14 protein-coding genes are annotated in these 15870 nt (G+C 42.1%); 5 read left to right on the top strand and 9 right to left on the bottom strand.

Annotation, left to right across the window (positions count from 1 at the left end; genetic code table 11):
• Positions 1-16: 16 nt before the first annotated feature.
• The 3 genes from FPZ44_RS23230 to FPZ44_RS23240 all read left to right on the top strand — a co-directional run bounded on the left by FPZ44_RS23230 (position 17) and on the right by FPZ44_RS23240 (position 5444).
• Positions 17-2653, top strand: a complete 2637-nt coding sequence (locus FPZ44_RS23230) for a M56 family metallopeptidase (protein WP_144994463.1) — start codon at positions 17-19, stop codon at positions 2651-2653.
• A 126-nt stretch (positions 2654-2779) separates the two neighbouring features.
• Positions 2780-4129, top strand: coding sequence for an ABC transporter substrate-binding protein (locus FPZ44_RS23235; RefSeq protein ID WP_144994465.1), 1350 nt, complete (start codon positions 2780-2782; stop codon positions 4127-4129).
• A 10-nt stretch (positions 4130-4139) separates the two neighbouring features.
• Positions 4140-5444 carry an ABC transporter substrate-binding protein gene (locus tag FPZ44_RS23240; RefSeq protein ID WP_144994467.1) on the top strand — a complete coding sequence of 435 codons (1305 nt, stop codon included), beginning with the start codon at positions 4140-4142 and terminating at the stop codon, positions 5442-5444.
• A 124-nt stretch (positions 5445-5568) separates the two neighbouring features.
• Here FPZ44_RS23240 and FPZ44_RS23245 read toward each other — a convergent pair whose 3' ends face one another.
• The 8 genes from FPZ44_RS23245 to FPZ44_RS23280 form a co-directional block, all read right to left on the bottom strand.
• Positions 5569-6519 carry a putative RNA methyltransferase gene (locus tag FPZ44_RS23245; RefSeq protein ID WP_261378508.1) on the bottom strand — a complete coding sequence of 317 codons (951 nt, stop codon included), beginning with the start codon at positions 6517-6519 and terminating at the stop codon, positions 5569-5571.
• A gap of 396 nt (positions 6520-6915) precedes the next feature.
• A complete protein-coding gene (locus FPZ44_RS26960) occupies positions 6916-7641 on the bottom strand; it encodes a hypothetical protein (RefSeq protein WP_261378509.1) in 726 nt (241 codons plus the stop codon).
• A gap of 246 nt (positions 7642-7887) precedes the next feature.
• Entirely contained in the window at positions 7888-8457 is a 570-nt protein-coding gene (locus tag FPZ44_RS23255) for a manganese catalase family protein (RefSeq protein WP_144994470.1), read from the bottom strand.
• A gap of 53 nt (positions 8458-8510) precedes the next feature.
• Positions 8511-8780, bottom strand: coding sequence for a spore coat protein CotJB (locus FPZ44_RS23260; protein ID WP_144994472.1), 270 nt, complete (start codon positions 8778-8780; stop codon positions 8511-8513).
• A complete protein-coding gene (locus tag FPZ44_RS27175) occupies positions 8777-9082 on the bottom strand; it encodes a spore coat associated protein CotJA (RefSeq protein WP_418789207.1) in 306 nt (101 codons plus the stop codon). The genes FPZ44_RS23260 and FPZ44_RS27175 overlap by 4 nt, the downstream gene beginning before the upstream one ends.
• A 69-nt stretch (positions 9083-9151) precedes the next feature.
• Positions 9152-9820: a peroxiredoxin gene (locus tag FPZ44_RS23270; protein WP_144994474.1), complete on the bottom strand. Its 669-nt coding sequence runs from the start codon at positions 9818-9820 to the stop codon at positions 9152-9154.
• 228 nt (positions 9821-10048) lie between these two features.
• Positions 10049-11818, bottom strand: coding sequence for a dihydroxyacetone kinase subunit DhaK (gene dhaK / locus FPZ44_RS23275; protein WP_144994476.1), 1770 nt, complete (start codon positions 11816-11818; stop codon positions 10049-10051).
• 18 nt (positions 11819-11836) lie between these two features.
• Entirely contained in the window at positions 11837-12967 is a 1131-nt protein-coding gene (locus tag FPZ44_RS23280; RefSeq protein ID WP_144994477.1) for a glycerol dehydrogenase, read from the bottom strand.
• A gap of 350 nt (positions 12968-13317) precedes the next feature.
• Between FPZ44_RS23280 and FPZ44_RS23285 the strand changes: the two genes are divergently transcribed.
• Positions 13318-14586, top strand: coding sequence for a PocR ligand-binding domain-containing protein (locus FPZ44_RS23285; protein ID WP_144994479.1), 1269 nt, complete (start codon positions 13318-13320; stop codon positions 14584-14586).
• A gap of 177 nt (positions 14587-14763) precedes the next feature.
• Positions 14764-14946 (top strand): hypothetical protein, encoded by a 183-nt coding sequence (locus FPZ44_RS23290; RefSeq protein ID WP_144994481.1) that lies wholly within the window; start codon positions 14764-14766, stop codon positions 14944-14946.
• Between the two features lie 397 nt (positions 14947-15343).
• Here FPZ44_RS23290 and FPZ44_RS23295 read toward each other — a convergent pair whose 3' ends face one another.
• Positions 15344-15682: a zinc ribbon domain-containing protein YjdM gene (locus tag FPZ44_RS23295; RefSeq protein WP_144994483.1), complete on the bottom strand. Its 339-nt coding sequence runs from the start codon at positions 15680-15682 to the stop codon at positions 15344-15346.
• Positions 15683-15870 lie beyond the last annotated feature (188 nt).

A 15870-nucleotide genomic window follows, 5' to 3' on the forward strand; every position in this document is an offset into this window, starting at 1 on the left:
AAAGGAATCATTGTCTATGAGTCAATTCATTCTCCTTATACAGCAAGCCTTTGAATGGATTATAGAAACGACGATTATGGCGAGCTTGCTGGTTATTCTTATTGTCTTTATTAAAGCCATGCTGCGAAATAAATTAAGCCCAAGATGGCATTACCTAATATGGCTTGCCGTAGGACTTCGACTTATACTACCTTGGGCTCCGGAAAGTTCATTTAGCATTTATAATTTGCTCGTATTCAATAATACTATCGAAACACCAGCTGCAAACCCATCAAGTATGGAAAGTAGTAAAGATTCTTCACATGCAACCATTACTACGAATACAACCGTTCCGCTTATCACACACGAAGCGAATAATCAGAGCCCAACTGTAACATCACCTGATATCACATCTCCAGAATCTGCTCCTGCTCCTGAACCAACAAGTATAGTAACAAAATCCACATCTCTAGAAGAAGATCCTCATCACGTCCCTACTTCTTTGCCTTCCGTACCTTCTCTACCGTCAGCAATCGAGTCTGAATCCATTCCGTTTTCCTGGTTCGATGTTGCTTTTTTCCTATGGTTGAGCGGAGTAACTGTGTTTGCTAGCTTTTTTGTTTTCGCGAATGTACGCATCTATAGACTACTTTATAAGCAGCCTGTAATTACGGACGCACAGCTCGTTGGCACATTAGAGGAATGCAAGCAAAAGATGTCCATTTCAAGAAATATTCCATTAGTATTATCAGAAAAGTTACCAGGTCCTGCTTTGTTTGGCTTTATTCGGCCGCATATTATTTTAAATCAAAATGTGATAGACAGCCTTAACACTGCACAGCTTCCCTTTGTTTTTCTACATGAATTAGCTCATTTGAAGCGCAAAGATATATTGGTCAATGCTTGCATGTACGTCATGCTCATCTTCCATTGGTTCAATCCGATCCTCTGGTATGCATACAAACGAATGCGCGAAGATCAAGAGATGGCTTGTGATTCACTTGCTCTTTCCTATATCCGAGAAGATCAAAAATTTGAATACGGCCACACCATCATTAGTTTGCTGCAACCTCGCCCATTTCGCCTATCTAACTTGACACAATTGTCCGGTAATAAAAAGGAACTAAAGAAACGAATATTAACGATTGCGAATTATAAGCCATCCAATCGGCGCTCTTTGGCAGGTGTAATAACATTAGTACTGATCTGCTCTCTTACACTTACGAATGCCAATGTAACTGCTAATGTGGATAGAAACTTATTACAGACCAAGGACATAATTAGTACATCAAAAGAAGATTCCATCAACCGTAACTTCACCTCTTGGCTAGCTGATAAAAAGCTCAATACAGAGCATGAAAGTGTGCGATTAGGCGCTGCTGCTGGCTTGTCTATTCCAATAAATGAAGCAATAACCGATCAAGGAGTTACTTTACGCTTCAAGGAAGTTTATGCCGATGCCAACGTCGTTGGACTGCATTATCGAGTGGAGCAACAAGACGGAACACTACTGCCTGTCAAATATGATACGACAGGGCTAAAACTAGTGGAGCAAGAAGTCATAGACCGTTGGTATGGAACCTTTGAGAACTTTGATCCCTCCAAGATGAGAAAAGAAATCTGGTACTATGGCGAGCAAGGAGAGGTAAATATATTAACTTATTGGGATTGGAAACGTGGTATCAAAGGAGGCCCGTTCTACTTGGCTAATACGACTGGAGAAATAGTCGGTCACAGTCAATATCAAGATAAAAATGAGGGTGTTATCTTCCTAACTGTGTCAGACAAAGCTTCAACCGATCCACTGCTCTTTCATGTAAACCTAACTCGTATCGGGCATGTTAAAGGAACTTGGAAGAAAAGCTTTTCCATTGATCGCAGTTTAGCTGCATCCTCCACTCGTACGATTCCTGTTAGTAACAGCTATACACATAAAAGTGGCATTCAAATGAAAATAAATGCGGTGGACCTGCTCCCAAGTTCCGCAAAATTCAACTTTGAGTTGCAAAATGTAGGCGAAGAGCTTATCGATTTGTACACCGTTTTTGATGTAAAAGATAAGCAAGGTAAAGTTAGAACCCAATTAAATACTTCGACAACAGATTATTATTCTTTTGAAATACAAAATAAAAAGCTCAAACCCGCACAAAAATGGAGCGGCTCCATATATCCTATGAAACAGTGGCTTACAGAACCATTCACATTGGAATTAAAGAGCATAATGACCGTTCAACCGATTAATTTCCAAATACCTACTAGTATCGCAAAACTTCAGCATGAACCCGTACAAACGGAGAAGCATGGCGTTCAAATCAAATTAAGCACCGTTCAGATGAAAAAAGAAGAAGCTGAACGATTCTTCGCTGACGATATCAAAAACAAAATGCTTACACCTAAACTTCCTGATAAGTTAAACGTGTTGAAGATCGAGCAAGAATACCCAATAGATACTTGGACCAATTCCTATCTACAAGATATCCAAGGTAATATGCTGTACTCATCAGATTTATTCTTGGAGAATTGGAAAAAAGGAGTCCATTCAACTAAACATACTACGTACTATTACTTTAAAGATCTGAAAGATACAACTCAGATTACATTTCAAATGAATCAATTGGCAAACACGTACGAGGACGTCGATTGGGAAATCCCAATTGATCCAAGCAAAAAGTAGCTTTAGACGGAGTAAGGTCGAACTATTTTATAGTAGAAACGATCGACCTTGCTTCAGTCTAACCAAACAAGCCATTCGTATGCATTAACGGACTACAAAAGTAATCCAAAAAGGAGATAACCCTTTATGATAAACCTCCTCTTTACGTATAAGCGTTCATTTTGTACTTTCATCGTTCTATCTATGCTGCTTAGTGGATGCTTAATAATCCCAGATAAACCTCAGCAACAAGCCGAGAAAGTGAAGTTGAAGGTACTTGTGGAGCGTGAATATCAATTCTGGAACGACTACGCAAAAATATACAGCATGCAATATCCAAACGTAGAATTCGAGCTTATTAATAGAGAAGAAATCGGTATGGATTACACAGAACCATTGGATAATGAAGCCCTCCAACAACTCACACAAACGTATAAACCTGACATTATTATACTTAGTACTCCACAATATAAGCAGCTTGCATCCCAAGGACTGCTAGAGTCAATCGAACATCTTATTAAGAAAGATGAGTTTGATGTACAAAATATTTTACCTTCCATTACTGAGGAACTACGACTAAAAGGTGGTGGGCAATTATATGGTCTGGCTCCTTATTTCAAGACCGAAGCTCTGCTGTATAATGCTGACTTGTTTAAAAAGTATGGAATTGAACCTCCGCATCATCAAATGACATGGGAGCAAGTACTTCAATTGGCTCATCAAATGGAACTTGCGAGCAATGACTCAGTGGATGGACTGTCGATCAGTTATCAAGAGCAGCTTGGCAAGCTCATTGTTCAGATGGGCAGAACAAACCAATTGGCCTTTCTTGACAAGGCCACTGGACAGCCACGGTTAAATACGCCGGAATGGAAGCAACTTTTTGAAGAAGCGATTCAAGCCTATTTAAAGGGTGGGGTCTACTCTCCTAAAGAAGAGCCATCTTATTATTTTAAAACCCTAGAGGGAAACGTTGCTATGGAAAGAGTTTCTGATTTCGCATCTTTTCTAAGTGAGAGCTCTCGCGCATTCGAAGATCAGAACAAACGCTTTTCATGGTCAATGGTAACGATGCCCGTCCATTCTTCCAATCCAGATATAGCAAGTGGGATGCAAATAACGAGCATTTGGTCCATCTCCAGAACATCAGCTCACAAACAAGCGGCGTGGGAGTTTATTAAATACTTTAACAGTGATGTTATGGCAAAATCCCAAACGTATCTCACCTATTATGGCATATCTACTCGAACAGCCTATATTAAAGCAATTCCTAGCAAGGAATTAGAAGCGCTAACGAAGTTAAAACCTAATCCGAATCAACCCTCGGCAGCCGAGCATTATGCTGCTTGGAATCTTGAAGCATTGATTAATGAGAAGATTGAACAAATAACTGCGAATCCATCTACTCTGCATGAAACAATTCTAAATCTCCAGCATCAATTAACAGAGAAAATGACCGAGTATTACGTTACTGAAAAGAACAATTCGAATCGATAAGGATGTGATTATGATGGGTAAATATCGAAAAATACTCATTGGTATCCTCTTGCTCACTCTAATCATCATTAGTGCATGCGGGAGTAATAGCCCTGACGCTCCTAAACAAGTAACATTGAAAATACTCGTCGATTATGCGGACGGGTTCAATAATCAGTTCAGTACGATGTTTAAAATCAAGCATCCACATATAGAACTCGAAGTTGTTGAGTTGCCGTTCGACTTTAACGCAACGCGTGAACAGCAAGCTAAGCAGCGGATGGAATTCATCGATGAGCAGCGTCCAGACCTCGTAGTATTTGAAAATCCCCAAGATTATCAGCGGGCTGCCCGTGAAGGCAAACTGCTGGAGTTGGATATACACATTAAAAATAGTGAATATAAGCTCGAACAAATATCACATATCGTGGAAAATTTGAAATCCGAATCCGACGGAAAGATTTACGGTCTAGCACCTTTTTTTGATACTAGTGTGCTGTACTATAACGCAGATTTGTTCCAGCAGTTTGGCATTGATCCACCACAGCATAAAATGACGTGGGAAGAGCTCATACAGCTTGCCAAACGTTTTCCTACAGAAGGCTCAGACACTGATCGTATATTTGGAATTACTGGCTTTTATGGACCAGTTGATCTTTTTTCTCAGATTGGAGCAGCAAAAGGGCTTTCACTTTTCGATACGAAGGAGCAGCAGCTATTCTTAAACAGTGAAGAATGGAAGAATGTCTACAATATTACTATCGATGCAATCAAGTCCAACACGATTAATAGTAAGCCCCCTGGGGAGTCTATAGAAGATATGTTTGAAGAAGGCCGAGCTGCGATGAAGATTGATTCTGCGAGTCTGAGCGGCCAATTAGAGCTTTCCCGAAAAAGTAGAAAGAAATTTGAATGGGGATTCGTAACCATCCCAACGAGCGAAGCCTATCCAAATTCTTCAGCACAAATACAACCAACGGATATCACTTCCATTCATGCAGCATCTCAACATGTGGACGAAGCCTGGACTTATATCCAATTTGTAAATAGTGATGAATACGCTAAGGCTAATTCAAATTATGCTTCCTTAACAATTCCTACACTGCCACAGTCGATTAATAAGCAAGATACTACGCGCTCCGCCACTTACTATATGCTCAAAGCAGGCAGAGAGGGTAGATCAGCGGTATGGAAAAACTGGCTCTACCCATTTCACACCACATTTTCGGAACTGTTCAATACTCAAACGCAACAAGTCCTCGAAGGTAAGATTACTACTGATGAAGCCCTGCATCAAATCCAGGCTGAAGGGAAAAAACTACTTATGAAAAAATAAATTTGAATTCATACAAATAGAGGCTTGTCGTTAGCTGTAAGTGATGATCGAAAAGCGTATGATACTGCATGGTCGGATATAAAAATAGCTGCCGATATTATGCTCGGCAGCCTAGAGAGGGGAGTTATTCCCTCTCTTTTTTCGATCCTATCAAAATAGAATAATCAAACGTAACCTCCGACTGATGTAGATCCGTCATCTTCCTTAGAGTCTCTTCAGGCGCGCCCCACGACAATGGCGTCATTTGAATCAGTTGCTGGAGTTGGTCTTTATTTAAGGTTGCTTCATACTGAACACGCTGAATGTCCAACAATTCAAAATGATGTCTAAACAGCTCTACCGTCTGTTCATTCGAATATACATCTTTATCCGTTTGGCTGTAAAATTCGCCTCTGAGCTGCTTCAAATAGTGGCTCTCCGGAACCACCTTTATAATTAATCCTTCATCGGCAAGCAACCGTTGAAACTCCGTGTATTTGGCAGGAGACATTACATTTACGATCACGTCAAACGATTGATCTGCAAATGGACACTTGGCAAGATCGGCTACGCACCAGATTGTATCCAGAGTTCCATATTCTCCGTAACCTTTAAGCGTTCTTGAAGTGCCTGAATCTCGTGCTCCTTTTCTAGAAGCCAGGCTAATTCCTGCCTTCGCAATATCGATGCCAACTCCGAAATGTTTATCATTCGAATGCTCATTCAATCTAAAAAGTATCTCGGACAAATGTGAGCCTTCGCCACAGCCTGCGTCTAGTATTTTCACCCCGCCAACTGTTGATCTAATTGCACGTTTAATCGCCGCATGTACTCCCTCGAGCATCGGCTCGAAAAATCCATCTGCGCTTATTGCCGAGCGAGCTGTGAACAATTGCTTGTCATATTTCGTTGTATGGGCACGGGAAAGCAAATTCACATAGCCTTGCTTCGCAATATCAAAGCTATGATGATTCCCACAAACTAAGCTTCGAGATTGTACCATCATCGATTGCGAGCAAATTGGACATGCAAAAATATGCTGATGATTAGTAAGCAAACAGATACTGTCATCTAATTTCGTTTTATTTGTAAGCACAAAAAAACACCCCATTCATTCAATTTGAGAGAATGAAAAAGGCACAGTTAAATAAACTCAGGTCATATCCTTTAAAAATGACTCGAGCCTATATCTCTGTACCTCTCATTAACGCAAACGAATGAATTTGATGATCATAAGTAACAGCATCTCCGAAAATTAGATTAGAAGGAGTTAAGTGTGAAATAAAATCCCCTTCATCAGCTAGTATATCATGCTAAACGGACTTATATAAAACGCTGCTCGCTAACATATCGGACAGAGATATCGAGTATATCTTCTTATCTCGATAAACAATTAACCGCTGCTTCACTAATCGTATATACTCTCAGTTCAAGTCGAACGTAATGCAAAGCAAAAATTAGCCTCGGAATAACTCCCGAGGCTCTTAATCTACTATTTCGTTGTATATTCACTTACCTCAAAGGTAAGAATTTTATCGAAGATGACGTAATCCTTTCGGCTACTAAATGGACCTTTATTATTGTCGTGCTTATCAATTGCGAATTTTGCAGAACCTACTCCATTAGATTTCGCTTCATACCAGTTCAGAAATGCATTAACTTCATCCATAGATAGATCGTATTCTTTCTCGAGTCCTGTCATCATGGTTACAACTAAGATGGCGCGATTTCCGATTTCAGGCTTTGCTTCACAGTTAGAGCCATCAGTTCCAAAGACATCTAGTTCATATATTTTAGATTTCGCACCTAGTGTTTGGATACTAACTGCAGTGATGTCTTTATAATCAATACTTACATAACTCTCGTCTTTTTTTGCATGCTGTAACTCGATAAATGTATTGTCGGCTTTTCTTAAATAGATTGCAGGATTCGACGAATCTGCTTTTAAGCGATACCCTGTAATATTTTTCGAACAATCAAATTCATACCATAATGTATCATTATCTGTAAATGTCCCCTCACTTCGTGCTAATTCAAAATATGTATTCGGATCATTATCTGTAATTGTTGTAGTTTTCCCTGTACCTAATCCCGTACCCGTCCCAATTCCCATAGGCTTATTATCTAATAAACCTCCTTGATATGCATAAATTGAAGAAATTGGAGTTGCTACAAACAAAAGAACCACAACTGATAATAAAATTATTATTTTTTTCAAAGTTATTTCCCCTTTAGTAATTGATGTTAGCCATCTAAGTATAGATAATATGCCGTATCTTGTCCAAACATAAAAATACTTATTTTTAAATATATACTAAATTATTCAAAACTGTTTGAAAGTTTTGAATACTGTTCATCATGCCTAAATATCCTACATACCAGTCAAACCCAAAGAACCCGCAGAGATGTTCTCAAACGCTCATCTGCGGGTCTATATGTTATATGAACATTACCTATCTTTGCATTAAAATACTTTTTGCGCCCCTTGATCACCTTTTAAAATTTCTACCGCTTCACGGAAACGTAATGAATGGACAATTTCACGTTCACGTAAAAATTTCAAACTATCCTGTAAATCAACATCATCGGTCATGTTGATTAGCCATTGATATGTAGCACGAGCCTTTTCCTCTGCGGCAATATCCTCATAGAGGTCTGCGATCGGATCACCCTTAGCTTGAATATAGGTAGCCGACCAAGGGATACCCCCAGCGTTACTATAGTACAGCGCATTATCGTGCGAAGCATAATTTGCCCCTAGTCCCGCTTCCTCCATTTGCTGCGGAGTCGCATCCTTCGTGAGCTTAAACACCATCGTAGCAATCATTTCCAGATGCGAAAATTCTTCAGTTGCGATATCCGTTAATAATCCGATAACTTTATCCGGAATCGTATAGCGCTGATTCATATAACGAAGAGCTGCCGCCAGCTCTCCATCAGCTCCACCGTATTGCTCCAACAAAAACTTCGCCATGCGCGGGTCACATTTGCTTACTCGCACAGGGTATTGCAGCTTTTTTTCATATACCCACAACGGTAGTCACCTCACCTATTCGGTATTTTCATACCTGCACTATTTCTCGGTCTCTATATTTGCCATGGCCACGGCGTCTCTACCCATGTAAATGGGGTGCCAGAAGCAGAATGTCCAAAGTTCATCAGCGGACCATAGCGTGCTTGGAAGGCATCAGCTACTTTTTTTCGTTCCACCACATAATGGTTAAATTGCTGAATAGCCTGAGCATCACCAGGGTGCGTATCCAAATATAAATTCAACTCCAGCAGTACAAAATCGACCTCTTGCAGCTGCCTTAAATCCCGATGATATTCTGGCGTTTGGAAAAGTTCTAGGTTCATGTCCCGTTCCCTCCCCGCTGCGATTGGTACGAGCTGTACAGGGCTGGCCACAAGGTACCGTGCGTCAAAGCTTGGCTTAATGTAAACTGAGGCCAATTAGGTGGTTGAAAGTTAATGAATTGATTAATCGGAACTACATAGGACTTATAGGGTAGTGGCGGGCATGGATCATACAATCCACGAAATGGGATATATTTGCGAACTTCTTGATACGGAGCGACACTGTTATTCGATTGCGGCAAGAGAGCTGCATTTTCTGGTTTCTTCGAGCGGTTATCTGGCTCACCTGCTTGGGCCATCATCGTCATCCTCCTAGCTGTTATTCTCTTTACCTGCTTCTATGATTTACGCTATGAACAAGACAGAATGTCCTATACCTTTTTCGTGCAGAACCACCAATCGAGGCAATCCATCTGACCTGCGTTCGTCTTCTCCATTCGCTCTTGCGCAGCTTGCACCGTCCGGGCTGCAGGCAGCAGCAGCTTGCTGCCGATCATATCATTGTTGGGCCAGTTAGCAGGTGTGACCACTTTGTGCGCATCTGTTGTTTGCAAAGCTTGCAGTGCACGCAATATTTCATACGTGTTGCGCCCTACCGATTCTGGATAGGTAAGTATAAGTCGAATCGTACTTTCTGGATCGACGAAAAAGACGCTGCGTACTGTGCGTGTACCGTGGATGGGGTGAATCATGCCTAGACGTTTTGCTGCTGCACCAAGCCCATCTGCAATGATCGGGAACGTGATTTGGACGCCAAGATGCTGATTGATCCATTCGATCCATTTGATATGAGAGGAAACTTGCTCCACCGATAGTCCAATTAATTCGGTGCTGCGCTGCTGAAATTCAGGCTTTAACCGTTCAAAGGCAACAAATTCTGTTGTGCATACAGGCGTGAAATCACCAGGGTGGCTAAATAAAATAAACCAACGGCCTTGATAAGCATCTGGGAGGGAAAGAGGGCCAATGGTCGTATGAACCGATATGCTCGGAAATCGATCCCCGATAAAGGGTTGGGACTGTGTGGATTGTTCTGTCATAGCAGCACCTCCAACGATAATATGATTCCATTGTATTCAGAGACACTTGCCTACAAATATTGTCCTTACAATTTCATGGGGATAAAAAGAACCTTCTACTTCCACATGGTTCATGAATTGCTCAGCAGAACCTGATATGATTAAATAATCGAATTGGTTATCACTGCTGCGAAATAAACTTAAAAACCCCTCTGACTGAAATTAGCCAGAGGGGTTCACTTTTAGTATCTATTTTATTTCGATCACTTGAGCCAACTCTGTAAAGATAACTCCCAACGCGTAAGCTCCCGCATCTGGGTAACCAAGACTGCGCTCACCCACTGTACCTGCGCGTCCCATACGAGCTACAATCGTCTCCGTATGCTTCGCACCTTGCACAGCTGCTTCCGCCGCTTTCGTTGCCGCTGTCTTGATGTCATCGCCCGCTTCCGCACTTTGCACCCAAGCATCCGCGAACGGAGCTAGCGCATCTACTAGCGTCTTATCACCTACAACAGCTCCGCGTCCGAAGGAACGCTCGCCTGTGTCTTGAATGCCTTTCACAACGGCTTGCATCATCGCCGCAAATTCTGGAGCAGACAGCTCTGCCTTGTCTCCAGCTGATTTGCTCGCCGCACGGAACGCCGATCCCCAGATCGGGCCGGAAGCGCCGCCGCAGTGCTCCATAATGATAAGCGAGCACGCATGCAGGAAATCACCGATATTCGTCGTGTGATGTTCCATAATTTCCGCCCATTCACGCTTCAATTGGCGGAAGCCTTTCGCTACGCTCATGCCGAAGTCGCCGTCACCTGCATGCGAATCCAGCTCACAGAATGGAACTTCGTTCTCAATAATGATCTCGCTCATCTTATCGACGAGGTAGATCAAGTTGTTCAAGGAGAATTTATTGTCTTGTACAACTGCATATTTCGAATCTGTCTCACAGCGGAACGATACCTCCGCATCGGACTGTGACTCCAACGTTTCTGCTACCTCAATATGCACAGGCAAGAACTCACCGTTCACTTGAAGTGCTGGCGTATAACAGCTAGCTTGCAAGTAATGTTTCAGCTGGTCGTTCAGCTTCATAAACGTAACAGAAGCGCCTGCCATATCGATACTCGTCATATAGTTGCCGACGAACACTTTAAAGATCGTAATATTTTTATCTTTCAACGCGTTCACAACGGAATTAGCAAGCAAGTACAGTTCTTGCAATGGCGAGCTGCCGAATCCATTGATAAGCAACGCAATCTCATGATGGTCGCTGTCGCTAAGCTTCATATCACGAAGGAGATCCGCTACCATCTTGTTCGCAAGTACATCAGCAGATGCAATCTTCTCTCTGCGAATGCCTGGCTCACCGTGAATGCCTACGCCGTACTCGATCTCGTCATCGTTTAATTGGAACGTTGGCGTGCCTTTCGCTGGAACCGTGCAAGAAGTAAACGCAAAGCCAATGCTTCTCGTGTTATCAATTGCCTGCTGTGCGATCGCTTTCACTTCGCTCAGCTCTTTGCCCTCTTCCGCAGCTGCGCCAGCAATTTTGTGTACGAATACTGTACCTGCTACGCCACGTCTGCCAACCGTGTACAAGCTGTCTTCTACCGCAATATCGTCATCGACTTTAACGTAGTCGACAAGCAATCCGTCTTCACCTGCAAGGTGCGCAGCATTTTTGAAGTTCATTATATCGCCGCTGTAATTTTTAATAATCATCAAAGTCCCTTTTTTACTAGCAGAAGCTTTCAGACCTTGATACACCTGTATTTGGGAAGGGGAAGCAAATACGTCGCCGCATACCGCTGCATCCAACATGCCTTGACCGACAAATCCCGCATGCGCAGGCTCGTGTCCACTGCCGCCGCCACTAATTAACGTTACTTTGTCTTGGTTAATATCTTTCTTTTTGATGATTTTATATTTGCTATTGAACTCCAATTCTGGATGCGCCAGCACGATGCCTCTACACATTTCACGTACGAGCGTTTCTGGTTGGTTCATAATTTTTTTCATCACATTCACCCTCTTGCTCTATATTCTTGCTTTGAATTGTTGCCCTAGTTGGTCCGCCACGATCATTGCCCCTACCACGTCATCTGGAGTTACCGGGAATGGCATCGAATGAATAGATTCCTCTGGAATGCAAGCTTTCACAGCTACATTCATCAATTCTTCTCTCGTCACTTCATGGACACCGATATCTGCGAGACATACTGGCAATCCTACCGATACACAGAAGCCCAATACTTCGTCTAGCTCTTCTTTGTGTGCATTTTCAAGTACCAATTGGACGATTGTCGTAAATGCAACTTTTTCACCATGGAAGAAATGGTGCGCGCCTTCCAACGCTGTAAGGCCGTTATGAATAGCATGTGCAGCTGCTAAACCGCCGCTCTCAAACCCTAGACCAGACAACAAAATGTTCGTCTCGATAATATTTTCAAGCGCTGGAGTCACGATATTTGCATCTGAAGCCAGCTTCGCTTTGTAGCCATCCTCAAGTAGTGTTTCATAACACAATTTAGCCAATGCAAGTGCAGCCTTTGTTCCTTTAGCAGGCTCGCCTACACCTTCAATACGTCCGCAAGGGAGTCCCGCATTTACGTTGGAGTAGGATTTCGCCGTTGCTCTTGCTTCAAAATACGTAGAGAGCGCATCACCCATGCCCGCTACGAGGAAACGCGTTGGTGCATTCGCGATAACTGTCGTATCGATCAATACGACACTTGGACTTTGCTTGAAGTAAGCATAGTCGTCGAACTCGCCTTCTGGCGTGTACAATACAGCGGAATGGCTCGTTGGCGCATCTGTTGCTGCAATCGTCGGTACAATAATAAGCGCCTCGCCCTCAGCTACACATTTCGCCGCATCAATCGCTTTTCCTCCACCTAGACCGATCGTACAAGCACAATTATGCTCTTTCGCTAACTGCTGCAAACGAGCAACTTCTTGGCGAGAACACTCCCCGTTAAAACCGCTTTCAACAATCGTAACGCCATACTCTTTCATTGTGTGTACTAATTTATCTTTAACACGTGCTGCGTCATCTTTACTTGCAATCAATAAAGCGGATTCACCAAATGTTTTGATGAAATACCCTAGATTCAAAATTTCATTTTCACCTTGAACATATTTAGCCGGACTAATAAACGCTCTTCTCATGTTATTTATCCTCCTGTGTAGTAAAAAATTATTGTTATTTAAAAGTTAGTTAGCAAGTGAAATGTAGGTAATACATGTAAATTGCGCAATTTGGCACGCGATATAGTACAAACCGTTTTAGTCGATGCATAAACTATTTCATTACACCGTCATTCGTTAATACGATTAAATAGTATGTACTTTTATTATAGGATTACCCAATCCGAAGGTCATTGAATAATGAAGTCTAAATAAAGCGTTTTCATATCTTGTTTTAGGAGATCTCACTGGCAAATAGGACTATCATGTCCTTCCATAGGAATATCATGCTATACTTATTTCAAGCGCATAAATGGAAGATGGTGAACAGCATGAGCACGCAGCAATTTCAATTGGACAACATTATCGACCTAGAAAAGTGGCAGAAGCTGCAGGATTCCCTGTCTCTTGTCACAAAAATGGCCATCATTACGACCGACTACAAAGGCGTCCCTGTCTCTCAGCACAGCCAATGCCAAAGCTTCTGCAAGGCAGTACGCCAAGATGAAACTTTGTCACCCTACTGTCAAAAATGTGATGCCAGGGGCGGGCTGGATGCCGTGCGGCTGAATAAGCCTTACATTTATCGATGCCACTTTAATATTATAGATATCGCTATTCCAATCATTGTACACAATCAATATGTCGGTGCGATTATGGCAGGGCAAGTGCTGCTGAAGGATGATTCGGTTGAGCTGGAACAGATCGTAACTCGTCCTTCTAGTAAGGTTACAGATGAAAAATTCCGCAGCTTAGAGCAAGATTATACTGCGCTTCCCGTGCTGACCTATGACGAGGTAACGACGATTTCCGATATGCTGTATCATTTGTGCAATTATATGGTGGAAGAAGCGATTGATAAAAATGCAGTGATTGAGAGCTACCGCCAAGCGTTAACGGCGAACTCTTCTGCGATGCAGACAAATGCTGCTGTGGTGCAAGAGCATTCTGCGGTGCTAGCAAATGCTTCTGGGCTGCAAGGTCATTCTGTGGTGCAAGCAAATGCCTCCGAGCTGCAAGGTCGTTCTGTGGTGCAAGCAAATGCCTCCGGGCTACAAGGTCATTCTGTGGTGCCAGATCCATCTGCTGATCCATTGAATCCTTCGAGGCTGCCGGAGCAATATGAGCAAACATCGAACAAATCGTTAATGAAGCAGTTAGTTAACGAGCAGTTGTTAAATAAACCATTATTTAATGAACCGTCGTCAAGTGAAGACCTTGTTGTTGAATGTATTTCGCCTCCTGATTTAGGTATTAAAAAGACGGCAGCTAGCTCCATACTTCAGCCTGCTTTTGACTATATGTACACACATAGAAGCGTCACAATAAAGCTTACGGATATGGCCGATCTTTGCCACGTTAGTCCGAGCTATTTTAGCCGCCTATTTACAAAAGAAACGGGTGAAAGCTTCTCCACGTTTGTCCCGCGCCTGAAAATGGAATGCGCAAAGCAAATGTTGGAGTCGACTGATTCGGCTATTAGTCAAATAAGCAATGAACTTGGATTTAGTGAGCCTAGCTATTTTATAAAAACGTTTAAGAAATTTGAGAAATGCACACCTGCCGTTTATCGGAAAAAGGCATGGGAAAATGGTATGTAATCCAATTAGTCCAATTAGGAAGCAACAGATAGAAATCGTACATTGAACATAGATAAGTAGATATGTAGATAGAAAACCTGCTTTTGAGCACAATAGTAGCCGTACTTTTGAATATAGATAGTATATAGAAGCTATCGATTTGCTGATGTGTGTTACTTATAGCAAAGGAGACTTGGTATGAGGCTAAAAGTGCTGGAGATCATCATTAGTTTGGTGCTGGGCTTTTTTACGGGAATCCTGCTTAGCCCTGAAGGTATGGGCATTTCTGCAAGTGGGAACGGGCTTTATATTTTATTAGGCTGCATCCTTTGGATGCTCGTATTTATCTTTTTGCGTCTGCCTTCTAAGCAGCGTGATTAATTGAGCATTGGCTGATGGCTTGGATTAGATTAGATTGGTTGAGATGCGATATACTTCAAGCTGCACACCAATCTACACACCATCCAAGTTGCGCAAATATGCAGTTATTTTCTCTCGAAAATAGCGTATAGACGTAAATATCGGCAAATGTGCAGTTATTTTTCCCGATTATGTGCTTTAAGGGGAAATGTTACAAAAATAAATGCAGTTTTGTCACTAAACCCCTAAAATGGCGAAATGCAAATTAAATAACTGCATTTTTGCCGCTATTTTATTTTTGCGCACGTAAATGTTCTCGTAACTAGTTGAATAGGGACACCAAAAAAACCGGAAGCCTATCGCGCTGCCCGGTTTCTTTGTACGGATTGAAATCTTATAGGTTTGCAAATGCTGCAAACTACACTTTTTTCACAAACTCCGACTTCAGCTTCATTGCGCCAAAGCCGTCGATTTTGCAATCAATATCATGATCGCCATCTACAAGACGGATATTTTTAACCTTCGTACCAATTTTGATAACCGAAGAGCTACCTTTTACTTTCAAGTCTTTAATAACCGATACCGTATCTCCATCTTGCAGCACATTTCCGTTTGAGTCCTTGATGACACGCTCGCCATCACTCTGCGTCCCTTCTGCTTGCGGGGACCATTCATGCGCGCACTCCGGGCATACGAGTAACATTCCGTCCTCATAAGTGTATGATGAATTACATTTTGGACAATTAGGCAATTCCATTACTGCTATTCCTCCACTCTACTCTAACTCTGATGACAAATGATATATGCAAATACATCGTTCTGCATTACAGCAAATACATGATATTGCATGACATTCCTCTTATACTGTCACAGTCCGAGTTGAATAGCAAGTGCGCAACTAGTTAGCACTCCCAAAGCCCAGTCCGCTTAAAACCTAGCATAGTA

The sequence above is a fragment of the Paenibacillus agilis genome (genome assembly GCF_007786455.1).
Lineage (GTDB): Bacteria > Bacillota > Bacilli > Paenibacillales > Paenibacillaceae > Paenibacillus_B > Paenibacillus_B agilis.